The organism is Pseudomonas sp. FFPRI_1, assembly GCF_055384485.1.
Window position 1 is genome coordinate 7,427,276 of sequence record NZ_AP029168.1, and the last position, 13,871, is coordinate 7,441,146.

The window sequence follows — 13,871 nt, forward strand, 5'->3', positions numbered from 1 at the left end:
GCACAAAACGTCATTCAGGATCAAAAAAGCGACGCAATAATGGCTAAGAGCCTATCCTCCCGTCAATTTGTTACAGTTTTTGTATCGAAATGAAATTTTTCTGACATGTGCAGCTGGCCGCCGCGGTTCGATCGATTGATCGGGCCGTGGCGGCTAGTTGTGCAAAGAGGCGGGCTCAGAGGGCTTTTTCGAAGATCTTCGAATTGCGCTGGTAGTTGTACAGCGAGGCCCGGGCCGATGGCAGGCGCTCGACACTGCTGGGCACGAAACCACGCTCGCGGAACCAGTGAGCGGTACGGGTGGTGAGGACAAACAGGGTCTTCAGGCCCTGGGCCCGAGCGCGGGCCTCGATCCTTTCCAGCAGTTCGTCGCCGCGCTTGCCATGGCGGTACTCGGGGTTCACCGCCAGGCACGCCAGCTCGCCGGCATCGGAATCGGCAATCTGGTACAGGGCCGCACAGGCGATGATCATGCCCTCGCGCTCCACCACGCTGAACTGCTCGATCTCGCGCTCCAGCACCTCGCGGGAACGCCGCACCAGGATGCCCTGCTCTTCCAGCGGGCTGATCAGGTCCAGCAAGCCGCCCACATCCTCGATCGCCGCCTCGCGCACCCGCTCGAACTGCTCCTGGGCCACCAGGGTGCCGCCGCCGTCGCGGGTGAAGAGTTCGGTGAGCAAGGCGCCGTCCTCGGCATAGCTGACGATATGGCTGCGTCCGACCCCGCCGCGGCACGCCTCGGCCGCTGCATCCAACAGCTCGGCCTGGTAGTTGCTGCCCAGACGCTGCAAGTGGGCCGGGACCTGCTGCGGACGCAGCTCGCGCACCAGCTTGCCATTTTCGTCCAGCAGCCCCAGGTCGGCGCCGAACAGCAACAGCTTGTCGGCCCCCAGGTCGATGGCCGCGCGGGTGGCCACGTCTTCACAGGCCAGGTTGAAGGTCTCGCCGGTGGGCGAATAGCCCAGGGGCGACAGCAACACGATGGAGCGCTCGTCCAGCAGGCGGTTGATGCCCTTGCGATCGACCCGACGCACTTCGCCGGTGTGGTGATAGTCGACGCCTTCCAGCACGCCAATCGGACGGGCGGTGACCAGGTTGCCGCTGGCCACCCGCAACCGCGAGCCCTGCATCGGCGAAGAGGCCATGTCCATGGACAGCCGCGCCTCGATGGCAATGCGCAGCTGGCCAACGGCGTCGATCACACACTCCAGGGTCGCGGCGTCGGTGATCCGCAGGCCGTGGTGGTAATGCGGCGTCAGGCCACGGGCGGCCAGGCGGGCTTCGATCTGCGGGCGCGAGCCGTGCACCAGCACCAGGCGTACGCCCAGGCTGTGGAGCAGCACCAGGTCGTGAACGATGTTGCCGAAGTTGGGATGTTCAACGCCGTCGCCGGGCAGCATGACCACGAAGGTGCAGTCGCGGTGGGCGTTGATATAGGGAGACGCGTGGCGAAGCCAATTGACGTATTCGGGCATGAACCTGAGCCTGTAAATAAAAAGCAGCCTATGAAAGGACGAAACGGGAAACGCACAGCGGGCTGATGGTTATCGTCGGAACAGGCTTGGCAACACGCTTACTCTCCTCATGGGTACGGACAAAGGCACCGGCAATTTACTGAAATTGGGCCGGCGTCAGGCAGTAATGTTCAATCAACTCTCGTAATAGATGCACGGTAGGCTGCAAGCGTGACATTTCGAGGTACTCCCCCGGCTGGTGGGCGCAGGCAATATCGCCGGGGCCGAGCACCAGAGTCTCGCAGCCAAGGCGCTGAAGATAAGGCGCTTCGGTGCCAAACGCTACTGCTTCGGCGCGATGCCCGGTCAGCCGCTCCGCCACTCGCACCAACTCGGCATCCTCGGGCTGCTCGAACGGCGGCACCGCCGGGAACAGTGGCCCATAGTCGATCTTCACCTCATGGCGCTCGGCAATCGGCCGCAGCTTCTGCCGGATCGCCTCGCGCAGGGCTTGCGGGTCCATGCCCGGCAAGGGCCGCAGGTCGAACTCCAGGGAGCACTGGCCACAGATGCGGTTGGGATTGTCGCCCCCGTGGATGCAGCCGAAGTTCAGGGTCGGCTGCGGCACGCTGAACTGCGGATTGCGGTATTCACGCTGCCACAGCAGGCGCAGCCCGCGCAGTTCGCCGATCGCGTCATGCATGGCTTCCAGGGCACTGCGGCCCAGGCTCGGATCCGAGGAGTGGCCGCTGCGCCCGAGGATCTCGATGCGCTCCATCATCACCCCCTTGTGCAGGCGGATCGGCTTGAGCCCCGTGGGCTCGCCGATCACCGCCGCACGTCCCAGGGGACGACCGGCCTCGGCCAGGGCCCGCGCCCCGGCCATGGAGCTTTCCTCGTCGCAGGTGGCCAGGACCAGCAAGGGCTGCTTGAACGGCTGCTCGAGCAGGGGCTGCACCGCCTCGATGATCAAGGCGAAAAAACCCTTCATGTCGCAACTGCCCAGGCCAATCCAACGGCCATCAGCCTCGGTCAGCTTCAGCGGATCGGTCTGCCACAGCGCCTCGTCGAACGGCACCGTATCACTGTGCCCGGCCAGCACCAGGCCGCCGGGGCCACTGCCAAAGCTGGCCAGCAGGTTGAACTTGCCCGGGCCGACCTGCTGGATATCGCAGGCGAACCCCAGATCACCGAGCCAACCGGCCAGCAGGTCGATCACCGGGCGGTTGGACTGGTCCAGGGCCGGCTGGGTGCAACTCACCGATGGCGTGGCGATCAGTGCGGCGAACTGATCCTTCATGGACGGCAATGGCATGAGCTGGCTCCGGAAGATCCCAAGATGAGGTCCATCATAGAGGCATCACGTGAACAGAAGGAACCGTCGCGGCACCTCCTGGCGCCTTGTCCTGTACACTGCACGGCCTTGGCAGCCAACTCTTCCCCGGCTGCGCTCCCGATCCTGGATTTTCCGGCCATGCAGAAAGAAACCGAAATCAAACTCCGCGTCAGCCGCGAAACCCTCGCCGCTTTGCGCGAGCACCCGCTGCTGAAAAAGCGCAACAAAAGTGGCTGGGAACGCCGTGAACTGATGAACCAGTACTTCGACACCCCAGAGCGCGACCTGGCCCGGGCCAAGGTTGCCCTGCGCCTGCGCCGCGACGGTGACGCAGTGATCCAGACCCTCAAGACCAGCGGCCAGAGTGTCGCCGGCCTGTCCGAACGCAACGAGTACGACTGGCAGTTGCCCAAGGCCAAGCTCGACGTGAAGAAGCTCGAAGGCGAGTGCTGGCCCGAGGCCCTGGCCGAGCTGGACAAGAAGACCCTCAAGCCACTGTTCACCACGGATTTTGTTCGTGAGCGTGCAGAAATCGCCTGGGGCCGTGGCAAGGCCAAGGTAGTGATCGAGGCGGCCCTGGACCTGGGCCAGGTCATTGCCGGCAAGCAGAAGGAAGAAATCTGCGAGCTGGAACTGGAGCTGCGTGAGGGCGAACCGGCCGCGCTGCTGGAACTGGCGGCCGAGCTGGCCCTCACCCTGCCGCTGATGCCCTGCGACATCAGCAAGGCCGAGCGTGGCTATCGCCTGTTCGATGCCGACAGCTATTCCCTGAGCCTGCCCGCCCCGCAACTGAGCGCCGAACTGGCGCTGGACGACGCCTTCGCCGCCCTCGCCTGGCACCTGCTGGGAAGCAGCCAGCGCCTGGCCGAACAGTATCGCTTCAACGGTCACTGGCGCCTGCTGCAGGACTGGGTAGACAACCTCGCCGAACTGCGGGCCCTGGCCAGCAGCCTGGGCCAGGCCGCGCCACGCCAGTCCACTGCGCAACTGCGCAGCGCCCTGGACGCCCTGCTCGAAGACTGGCGGCCACTGGTGCAGGCCGGCCTCGACGACGAAGACGTGCGCAAGGCCGCACCGGAGCAGTTCATCGAAGAGTTGCAGGACGTGCGTTGGGGCCTGTTCTCCCTGAACACCTCGCGCTGGTTGCTGGCCCGTGCCTGGACCGGCGACCGCAACACCCGTGGCAACCGCCAGGGCGCCGCGCAACTGGGCAGTTGGCTGCCGCGCCTGCTGGCCGAGGAAGCTACCTCCCTGCAACTGCCGCGCTACCAGCAGCAACCCGAAGACCTGGCCGAGCAACTGCCGCGTATCGAACGCATCCAGGCCTGGTTGCATCACGCCCGGGCCGTGCTGGAGATTGCGGAACTGGACCGTCTCTACGGTGAACTGAACAAACTGGCACAACTGGCCAACGAGCCGATCACCGATGAAACCCTCGATGCCCGCAAGCAGCAGGCCATCGCGGTGTTCCAGAACCGTGCCTGGAAGACCCTGCTGCGCATGTAACGGCAGCGCCGCCCCAGCCCGCCGCCGCTCAGCCCATGACCGGCAGGCTGGTGGTGGACTTGATCTCCGACAAGGCAACGATCGAGTTCACTTCCTGAATCCCCGGCACCATGGACAGCTTCTCAAAGAAGAACCGTTCATACGCCTCGATATCCGCGGTCACGATGCGCAGCAGGAAATCCACTGCCCCCATCAGCACATAGCACTCCAGCACCTCCGGAAACCCGCGGATCGCTTCGGTGAATTCGGTGAAGTTGGAGCGCCCGTGGGCGTTGAGCTTGATCTCGGCAAAAATCTGCGTGTTGAGGCCGATCTTCTTGCGGTCGAGCAAGGTCACCTGGCCGCGAATCACCCCCTCTTCCTTCAAGCGCTGAATCCGTCGCCAGCACGGCGACTGGGACAATCCCACCTGCTCGGCGATCTGTGCGCTGGAGAGCGAAGCGTCCTCTTGCAGCAACGCGAGAATCCGGCGATCGTAGGCGTCCAGCTCGCTATGCATAATCAATTCCTTAAATTTATATTTATCGAATAGAACAATTCGATTTAATCCATAACTAGCCAATCTTAGATAAGAAATACCCGAAACCGCATGTAAAAATTTCTCCACTGATCTGGAGACCGCCATGCCCCTTCCTGACCCTGCTCCCCGCGCCGACGCCTGGTGCGTCAACAACGCCCACTGCCGCGTGCACTATCAGGTCGTCGCCGACGCCGAAGCCGACGTACTGTGTCGGGTGCTCAATCATTTCGCCCTGCAGTTCCTGGTGCCACAACGGGTCGCGGTGCTGCAAGAAGACGCCACCCTGCACATCGAAGTGGAGCTCGACGGCCTGAGCTGGCACCGGGCCCGAGTGATCAGTGAAAAGCTGCGCAACCTGATCAGCGTCTGCTCGGTGGAACTGCAACTGGCCGAACCAGCCCGCCTGCAGGCCGCGGGCTAAAGCCGGCAAAACCCTGCAACCCTTGACCGACGGCTCCTCGGCTTGGCGGGACTATTCTTGGCACTTTGTGGTCAGAGACCCATCTCTCTATTGCCCCAAGGAGCCTCAATGGCCACAGCGCACACTTCCCAGGATCGCTGGCTGGACCTCAATGACCTGCTGCGGGACCTGCTTGGCCAGGGCCGCATCAGCCAGGAGGCTGCCGAGCAGGCGATGAGCGCCCGTCGCCAGGGGCTCGGCAGCTCCCTGCATCCCCTGGAGTTCCTCGCCAACCAGCACCTGCCGGACCTGCACCACCCGGACCGACGCCTGGACCTGGACAGCCTCACCTGCTGGCTCGCGCAGCAGGCCGGTCAGCCCTACCTGCGCATCGATCCCCTGCGCATCGACGTCGCCAGCATCACCCCCCTGATGTCCTACACCTTCGCCCAACGGCACAAGATCCTGGCCGTGGCCGTGGATGCCCAGGGCGTGACCGTGGCCAGTGCCCAGCCCTACGTCAGTGCCTGGGAGGCCGATCTGGCCCATGTCCTGAAGCGCCCGATCCGGCGAGTGGTGGCCAGCCCCGTGGAAATCCAGCGCCTGGCCCTGGAGTTCTATCGCCTGGCCAGGTCGGTGAGCGGTGCCACCAGCGAGCAGAAGGCCAGCAGCCTGGGCAGCTTCGAGCAGTTGCTCAAACTCGGGGCCAGCGACCAGGAGCCCGATGCCGACGATGCCCACATCGTCAATATCGTCGACTGGCTGTTCCAGTACGCCTTCCAGCAACGGGCCAGCGATATCCACATCGAGCCCCGCCGCGAGCAAGGCACCCTGCGTTTTCGCATCGACGGGGTGTTGCACAACGTCTACCAGTTCCCGCCCCAGGTCACCCTGGCCATCGTCAGCCGCCTCAAGAGCCTGGGGCGGATGAACGTCGCGGAAAAACGCAAACCCCAGGATGGCCGGGTCAAGACCCGCACGCCCGAAGGCAGCGAAATCGAATTGCGGCTCTCGACTCTGCCCACCGCCTTCGGCGAAAAGCTGGTGATGCGCATCTTCGACCCCCAGGTGCTACTCAAGGATTTCGACCAGCTGGGCTTCTGTGCCGACGACCTGAGCCGCTGGCAGGCCATGACCACTCAGGCCAACGGCATCATCCTGGTCACCGGCCCCACCGGCTCGGGCAAGACCAGCACCCTCTACACCACCCTGAAAAAGCTCGCGACCCCCGAGGTCAACCTGTGCACCATCGAAGACCCGATCGAGATGATCGAGCCGGCGTTCAACCAGATGCAGGTCCAGCACAACATCGACCTGAGCTTTTCCAGCGGTGTCCGGGCCCTGATGCGCCAGGACCCGGACATCATCATGATCGGCGAGATCCGCGACCTGGAAACCGCGGAAATGGCCATCCAGGCTGCGCTCACCGGGCACTTGGTGCTGTCCACCCTGCACACCAACGACGCCCCCGGCGCCATCAGCCGGTTGCTGGAACTTGGGGTGCCCCATTACCTGATCAAGGCCACCTTGATCGGGGTCATGGCCCAGCGCCTTCTGCGCACCCTCTGCCCGCACTGCAAGGTTCCCGCCGAACTGACGGCGGATGACTGGGAAAGCCTGACCGGAACCCAGCACCTGCCACCTGCTGCCGGCGGCCAGCGCGCGGTGGGCTGCGCCGAATGCCGGGGTACCGGTTACCACGGGCGCACCGGGGTCTACGAAATCATGCCCTTGGGTTCATCCCTCAAGGCCCTGATCCATCGCGACCTGGATCTTGCCCGCCTGCACCGCCAGGCCTGCGCCGATGGCATGCGCAGCCTGCGCCTGGCTGCCGCGCACAAGGTTGCCCAAGGCCTGACCAGCCTTGAGGAAGTGCTACGGGTCACGCCCGGCAACCAGCCCCCATAGCGGCACCGGAGGCGAACCCCAGGCGCTGGACTACGCTTGAATCACCGCCGAGATAAGCAGGGAGCCCGGTATGAACATTCGTCAAAACATGCTCGCCACCGGGGCTGTCAGCCTCCTGGCCATTGCCCTGGTGGCCGGGCTGGGTTTATGGGGCCAGTCACGCCTGGCGCGGGCACTGGTGGACAACGAGCTCAACGCCAGCGCCCTGCGCAACCACCTGGAGGCCGACATGATGCACGACGCCCTGCGGGCCGATGTGCTGGAGGCCCTGAGCAGCCAGCCCGGCGATGCCGCCGCTGGCGATGAGGTCCGCAACAGCCTGCGCGAACACGGCGACTGGTTCCGCAAGGCCCTGGCGGAAAACGCCAAGTTGCCCCTGGCTCCAGAAATCCGCAACGCCATCACCGAGCTGCAGCCGGTGCTGGAAAACTACATTCATGCCGCCGAGAACATCGCTGGGCAGGCCCTCAACGACCCACAGGCCGCGCGCCTGCACATGCCGGAGTTCTCCCAGCGCTTCAGCGAAGTGGAGAGCCGCAACGCCGCCCTCAGCAGCCAGATCGAAGCCAGCACCGCCCAAACCCGCGAACTCAGTGAAAGTGCGGTCCGCCAGGCCGCCTGGTGGCTGATCGGCGGCAGCCTGCTGGCCGCCCTGGCACTGGCCCTGTTGACCCGGCAACTGCTCAACCGAGTGCTCAAACCCCTGGAAAAATCCGTGGCCACGGCCCGGGCCATTGCCCAGGGCAACCTGACCACGCCCATCAGCGTCGACAGGCATGACGAGGCCGGCCAACTGCAACAGGCCCTTGGAGAAATGCAAGACAACCTGCGGCAGATGATCACCACCATCCGTCATGAAAGCGAAGAGTTGCGTGGCCGCTCCCACAGCCTCAGCGACACGTCGCTGAGCATTGCCGACGGCGCCAGCGAGCAGGCCGACGGCGCCACCAACATGGCCGCCGCCATGGAGCAGATGATCAGCAATATCGCCCAGGTGGCCGAACACGCGCGCAATGCCCAGGGCATTGCCGCCCAGTCCGAATCCCTGGCCGGTAGCGGCGGCCAGGTAATCCTCGGGGTCGTGGACGGCATGAGCCATATTGCCGAGGCGGTGAACCAGTCTTCCCGCAGCATCACCGCCCTGGGCCAGTCCTCAGAAGAGATCCACTCGATCATCCAGGTGATCAACGGCATCGCCGAGCAGACCAACCTGCTGGCCCTGAACGCCGCCATCGAAGCCGCCCGAGCCGGGGAAGCCGGCCGGGGGTTCGCCGTGGTGGCTGACGAAGTGCGCAATCTGGCAGCCCGCACCGCACAGTCCACCCGGGAAATCACCGGCATGATCGAACGCATCCGGGAAACCACCGAACAAGCCGTGAACAGCATGCAAACCGGGGTCAGCCGGGTCAACGACGGGGTCCAGATGGCCCAGCAGGCGGGCACCTCGATCAACGAGATCCGCCAGGGCGCCCAGCGCTCGGCGGTGATGGTGGAGGAGATTTCCCTCACCATCGGCGAGCAGTCCAAGGCCAGTAGCGAAGTGGCGCAACGGGTGGAGATGATCAGCCTGGTAGCCCGGCGCAACAGCCAGGCCATGCGTGAGCTGACCCAGACCGTCGAGCAGATGGAAAACTCCGTGGCCACCTTGCAGACCTCGGTCACCCGCTTCCAACTGTGAGGCCACGGGCACGCCGGTGATGTGTGTCCTGATGATACAAGGGCCACGGTATCTCTGCGCACGACCGGGCGCCGCCGTACACTCGCCCACCTGTGCCCCTTGATCACCTCTGAGCAGGAGAATGTTATGCAGATCGGAAGCGTGTTGTTACTTTTCGTCGGCCTCGCCGTGGCCATCGTGTTCATGGGTTTCAAGGTCGTGCCCCAGGGCTACCAATGGACCGTGGAACGCTTCGGCCGCTACACCAACACCCTGAAGCCGGGGCTGAACATCATCATTCCGGTGATGGACCGCATCGGACGCAAGATCAACGTGATGGAAAGCGTGCTCGACATTCCGCCACAGGAAGTCATCACCGCCGACAACGCCACGGTGCAGATCGACGCCGTGTGTTTCTTCCAGGTGGTCAATACCGCCCAGGCGGCCTATGAGGTCAACAACCTCGAGCACGCCATCCGCAACCTGCTGCAGACCAACATCCGCACCGTGCTCGGCTCCATGGAGCTGGATGCGATGCTCAGCCAGCGTGACGGGATCAACGAGAAGCTCCTGCGCACCGTCGACGAAGCCACCGCGCCCTGGGGGATCAAGATCACCCGGATCGAGATCAAGGACATCAGCCCGCCCGCCGACCTGATGGCGGCCATGTCCGGGCAGATGAAGGCCGAGCGGGTCAAGCGCGCACAGATCCTCGAAGCCGAAGGGCTGCGGGCAGCAGCCATTCTGACCGCCGAAGGCAAGAAGCAGGCGCAGATTCTGGAAGCCGAAGGCGAGCGCCAGGCAGCCTTCCTCGAATCCGAGGCCCGGGAGCGCCAGGCCGAGGCCGAGGCCCGAGCGACTCAGGTGGTGTCCGAGGCGATAGCCAACGGCAACGTTCAGGCAATCAACTATTTCGTGGCCCAAAAGTACGTCGATGCCCTGGGCAAGCTGGCCTCGGCCAACAACAGCAAAGTGATCCTGATGCCGCTGGAGGCCAGCCAGGTGATTGGCGCCGTGGGCGGCATCGGCGAGATCGTCAGAGCCACGTTCGACGGCAAGAAGGTCTGAGGCGCGATCCATGTTGGCATTCCTGCAAGCACTATCGTTCTGGGACTGGCTGGCCCTGGGCACCGTATTGCTGATATTCGAAGTGTTCGGTGCCGGCGGCTATCTGCTGTGGATCGGCCTGGCAGCCGCCGCCGTGGGGGTCCTGACCTTCCTGATTCCCGGCTTGTCATGGGAAGTTCAGTTCCTCTTGTTCGGCCTGCTGTCGGTAATGACGGCGCTGTACTGGTGGCGACGCCAGCGCAGCGTGGCGCGTCCCAGCGACCAGCCCAACCTGAACCTGAGGGGCCAGGAACTGATCGGCAAGACCTTCGTGGTGCATCAGGCGATCGTCGACGGCCGCGGCCGGATCAAGGTTGCCGACGGCGTGTGGATCGCCAAGGGCGCCGATGCCCCCGTGGGCGCCCGGGTGCGGGTGACCGGTCAGGAAGGGGCCGTCCTGCTGGTCGAAAACCTTGACTGAGGGGTCACGGAACTCCGCCAGGCTATCTAGAATCAAACAGTGCAGATCCCCCCAGTTGGAGTCACCCATCATGCGTCTGAAAATAGCTGTCGTTACCCTTGCCCTGCTTTCTCTTCCCGTTGGTTCGGCAATGGCCGACACCTTCTGGCGTAACGTCATTTCCTCCGGTGCCACCACCGGCTCCACCTACCTGACCTTCAAGGACCACAAGCTGATCGTGGCCGCCCAGGACGATGCCGGCAGCTTCGTCGCCAGCGAAGGCAGCATTCGCGGCCCCTACCTGGAAGCCGCCATGCAGAAAGTTCGTGCCGACAACCCCGGCCTCAAGGCCACCGATATGGAGCTGGCCAACGCGATCCTGGCCAAGAATGCGGTGGCTGGGGAGTGACATCGCATAAGGAAATCATGATGCCGCTCGAATGAGCGGCATTTTTTTTGCCGGAAAAACACCCGGCAAAAGGCCCCGCAAGCCACCAGGCATGCGGGGTGCAACCGGGGCCAGGCGCCTTCAGAGGAGATGACTGAGGCCTCAAGGGCCGCCGCAGACTCGGAGCTTGCGACCGCTACGCGCCGGAGCCGATCGACCGAGCGCCAGCAAGCTCCCTGGCCACAAGCGAGGGACTAAGGCTCGCGGTAGGCGTCCAGCGGTACACAGGCGCAGAAAAGGTTGCGGTCACCGTAGACGTTGTCTACCCGGTTCACCGTCGGCCAGTACTTGTGGGCGCGGGTGTGGGCGCTGGGCAGCACCGCCTGCTCGATGCTGTAGGGCCGCTCCCAGAGTCCGGTGATGTCCGCCAGCGTGTGGGGCGCGCCCTTGAGCGGATTGTCCTCGGCAGGCCAGTTGCCCTCCTGTACCTGGGCAATCTCCGCGCGAATGTTCAGCATGGCCTCGATAAACCGGTCGAGTTCGGCCTTGGACTCGCTTTCCGTGGGCTCCACCATCAGCGTACCCGGCACCGGAAACGACATGGTCGGGGCATGGAAGCCGTAGTCCATCAGGCGCTTGGCCACATCTTCCTCGCTGATGCCGGTCAGGGCCTTGAGCGGGCGCAAATCGAGAATGCATTCGTGGGCCACCCGACCATTGCGCCCGCTGTAGAGCACGGGAAAGGCTCCGTTGAGCTGTTCGGCCAGGTAGTTGGCTGCCAGGATTGCCACCTCGCTGGCATCTGCCAGTTGCGGCCCCATCAGGGCGATGTACATCCAGCTGATGGGCAGAATGCTCGCACTCCCCCAGGGAGCTGCGCTGACCGCGCCGTTTTCCGCCAGCGGACCGTCGAGCGGCACCACCGGGTGATTGGCAACAAAAGGCGCCAGGTGCGCGCGCACGCCGATCGGCCCCATCCCCGGCCCGCCGCCGCCATGGGGAATGCAAAAGGTCTTGTGCAGGTTCATGTGGGAGACATCGGCACCGATGTCCGCGGGCCGAGCCAGCCCCACCTGGGCATTGAGGTTGGCGCCGTCCATGTACACCTGGCCGCCGTGGCTGTGGATAACTTCGCAGATGCGGCTGATGCCTTCTTCATAGACGCCGTGGGTCGAAGGATAAGTCGCCATCAGGCAGGACAGGCGATTGCCCGCGGCCTGGGCCTTGGCTTGCAGGTCGTCCAGGTCGACGTTGCCGGCTTCGTCGCACTCGACGATCACCACCTGCATCCCGGCCATCTGCGCCGAAGCCGGGTTGGTGCCATGGGCCGAGGCCGGGATCAGGCAGATACTCCGCTCGCCCTGGTGACGGCTCTCGTGATAGCGACGAATGGCCAGCAGCCCGGCGTATTCACCCTGGGCCCCGGAGTTGGGTTGCATGCAGATCGCATCGAAACCGGTGATGGCACACAACCAGCGCTCCAGCTCTTCGATCAGCACACCGTAGCCGGCAGCCTGCTCCCTTGGGGCAAAGGGATGCAGGTTGGCGAACTCCGGCCAGGTGATGGGGATCATCTCGCTGCTGGCATTGAGCTTCATGGTGCAGGAGCCCAGGGGGATCATCGACTGGTTGAGCGCCAGGTCCTTGTTTTCCAGTTGCTTGAGGTAGCGCAGCATTTCGGTTTCGCTGCGATGGGCAGAAAACACCGGGTGAGTCAGGTAGCGGCTGCGGCGCAACAGGTGCTCGGGAAGACCCGACTCCAGCGCTTCGGCATCCAGCTCGGCAACGTCCAGCCCATGGTCGGCGCCGAGGAACACATCCAGCAGCCGGGCGACAGTGGTCTCATCGCAAGTCTCATCCAGGCTCAGCCCCAGCCGGCCGCGCCCGAGAATCCGCAGGTTGATCTGCAGCGCCTTGGCGCTCTCGATGATGGCCGTCTGGCTGCCGCCAACATCCAGGGTCAGGGTGTCGAAGAAATGCCGGTTGATCCGCACCATGCCGTGGCGCTCAAGGCCGGCGGCGAGGATGCAGGTCAGCCGGTGCACCCGCTGGGCAATGCGCTTGAGCCCTTCAGGCCCGTGGTAGACCGCATAGAAGCTGGCGATATTGGCCAACAGCACCTGGGCGGTACAGATGTTGGAGTTGGCCTTCTCGCGGCGGATATGCTGCTCCCGGGTTTGCAGGGCCATGCGCAGGGCCACCTGGCCCCGGGCATCCCTGGACACACCGATGATGCGCCCGGGCATCGCCCGCTTGTACTCGTCGCGGCAGGCGAAGAATGCCGCATGAGGACCGCCGTAGCCCATGGGCACGCCAAAACGCTGGGAAGACCCCAGGACCACATCGGCCCCCAGTTCCCCCGGCGGAGTCAGCAACAGCAGGCCGAGCAGGTCCGCTGCAACGCACGCCAGGGCCTGCTGGGCATGCAACTGGTCGATCAGCGGCCGCAGGTCGCGGATCTCGCCATGGGTATCGGGGTATTGCAGCAAGGCGCCGAACACCTGATGGGCCGCCAGGTTATCCACAGCATCGACGACCAGCTCGACACCAAAACCCTCGGCACGGGTGCGCACCACGGAGATGGTCTGCGGATGGCAGTGCTCATCGACAAAGAACAGATTGCTCCGGGACTTGGCCACGCGCTTGGCCAGGGCCATGGCTTCGGCCGCCGCAGTGGCCTCGTCCAGCAGCGAGGCGTTGGCCAGGTCGAGGCCGGTGAGGTCAATGGTCAATTGCTGGAAGTTCAGCAGGGCCTCGAGCCGGCCCTGGGCGATCTCGGGCTGGTAAGGCGTGTAGGCGGTATACCAGCCGGGGTTCTCCAGCACGTTGCGCAAGATCACCGACGGCGTCAGGGTGCCGTGATAGCCCATGCCGATCAGGCTGGTCCAGACCTGGTTCTGTGCGGCATAGCCCTTGAGCCTGGCGAGGGCGGCCGGCTCATCCAGGGCCGGAGGCAGGTCCAGGGCACGGTTCAGGCGAATGCCCGGCGGCACGGTCTGCTCGATCAGTTCATCCCGGCTCCCCAGCCCGAGGCTGGCAAGCATGGCCTGCTGCTCTTCGGCATCAGGGCCCAGGTGCCGCTGGAGAAATGCATTGGGCTCGCGTAACTGGCTCAGGGATGGCGACTGGGACATGACAGGCTCTCTCCGATAAGCGGCGCTCGGCGTCGATACAACAGGGTGCAAAGCAGCATAGC

Annotated in this window: 11 protein-coding genes and 1 pseudogene; 8 read left to right on the forward strand and 4 right to left on the reverse strand. The window is 64.4% G+C overall.

The window, feature by feature from the left end; translation table 11 throughout:
* Window positions 1-175: 175 nt before the first annotated feature.
* Together argA and argE are read right to left on the reverse strand one after the other, a co-directional pair.
* Complete coding sequence (gene argA / locus ACZ5BO_RS33485) at window positions 176-1,474, reverse strand: amino-acid N-acetyltransferase (protein ID WP_025130946.1); 1,299 nt, start codon at window positions 1,472-1,474, stop codon at window positions 176-178.
* A gap of 136 nt (window positions 1,475-1,610) precedes the next feature.
* Complete coding sequence (argE, locus tag ACZ5BO_RS33490; protein ID WP_464697564.1) at window positions 1,611-2,768, reverse strand: acetylornithine deacetylase; 1,158 nt, start codon at window positions 2,766-2,768, stop codon at window positions 1,611-1,613.
* 159 nt (window positions 2,769-2,927) lie between these two features.
* Between argE and ACZ5BO_RS33495 the strand changes: the two genes are divergently transcribed.
* Window positions 2,928-4,295 (forward strand): CYTH domain-containing protein, encoded by a 1,368-nt coding sequence (locus tag ACZ5BO_RS33495; RefSeq protein ID WP_025130944.1) that lies wholly within the window; start codon window positions 2,928-2,930, stop codon window positions 4,293-4,295.
* 28 nt (window positions 4,296-4,323) lie between these two features.
* On the opposite strand, the gene ACZ5BO_RS33500 is transcribed toward ACZ5BO_RS33495, so the two are convergent.
* A complete protein-coding gene (locus ACZ5BO_RS33500) occupies window positions 4,324-4,794 on the reverse strand; it encodes an Lrp/AsnC family transcriptional regulator (protein WP_025130943.1) in 471 nt (156 codons plus the stop codon).
* A 124-nt stretch (window positions 4,795-4,918) separates the two neighbouring features.
* On the opposite strand from ACZ5BO_RS33500, the gene ACZ5BO_RS33505 reads away from it, so the two are divergent.
* The 7 genes and pseudogenes from ACZ5BO_RS33505 to ACZ5BO_RS33535 all read left to right on the forward strand — a co-directional run bounded on the left by ACZ5BO_RS33505 (window position 4,919) and on the right by ACZ5BO_RS33535 (window position 10,696).
* Window positions 4,919-5,236 (forward strand): hypothetical protein, encoded by a 318-nt coding sequence (locus tag ACZ5BO_RS33505; RefSeq protein WP_464697565.1) that lies wholly within the window; start codon window positions 4,919-4,921, stop codon window positions 5,234-5,236.
* Between the two features lie 108 nt (window positions 5,237-5,344).
* Window positions 5,345-7,123, forward strand: coding sequence for a type IV pilus assembly ATPase TfpB (tfpB, locus tag ACZ5BO_RS33510; protein ID WP_464697566.1), 1,779 nt, complete (start codon window positions 5,345-5,347; stop codon window positions 7,121-7,123).
* 496 nt (window positions 7,124-7,619) lie between these two features.
* A pseudogene (locus tag ACZ5BO_RS33515) lies at window positions 7,620-7,946 on the forward strand (HAMP domain-containing protein); the annotation flags it as partial.
* Between the two features lie 141 nt (window positions 7,947-8,087).
* Window positions 8,088-8,801 (forward strand): methyl-accepting chemotaxis protein, encoded by a 714-nt coding sequence (locus ACZ5BO_RS33520; protein ID WP_370059455.1) that lies wholly within the window; start codon window positions 8,088-8,090, stop codon window positions 8,799-8,801.
* 126 nt (window positions 8,802-8,927) lie between these two features.
* Window positions 8,928-9,848, forward strand: a complete 921-nt coding sequence (locus ACZ5BO_RS33525) for an SPFH domain-containing protein (RefSeq protein WP_025130939.1) — start codon at window positions 8,928-8,930, stop codon at window positions 9,846-9,848.
* Window positions 9,849-9,858: 10 nt separating this feature from the next.
* Window positions 9,859-10,308, forward strand: a complete 450-nt coding sequence (locus ACZ5BO_RS33530; RefSeq protein ID WP_025130938.1) for an NfeD family protein — start codon at window positions 9,859-9,861, stop codon at window positions 10,306-10,308.
* Between the two features lie 70 nt (window positions 10,309-10,378).
* On the forward strand, window positions 10,379-10,696 hold the full coding sequence (locus tag ACZ5BO_RS33535) for a DUF2388 domain-containing protein (RefSeq protein WP_025130937.1): 318 nt from the start codon (window positions 10,379-10,381) through the stop codon (window positions 10,694-10,696).
* A 233-nt stretch (window positions 10,697-10,929) separates the two neighbouring features.
* Here the strand turns inward: ACZ5BO_RS33535 and gcvP are convergent, their stop codons facing one another.
* Window positions 10,930-13,809: an aminomethyl-transferring glycine dehydrogenase gene (gcvP, locus tag ACZ5BO_RS33540; protein WP_464697567.1), complete on the reverse strand. Its 2,880-nt coding sequence runs from the start codon at window positions 13,807-13,809 to the stop codon at window positions 10,930-10,932.
* Window positions 13,810-13,871: the final 62 nt, after the last annotated feature.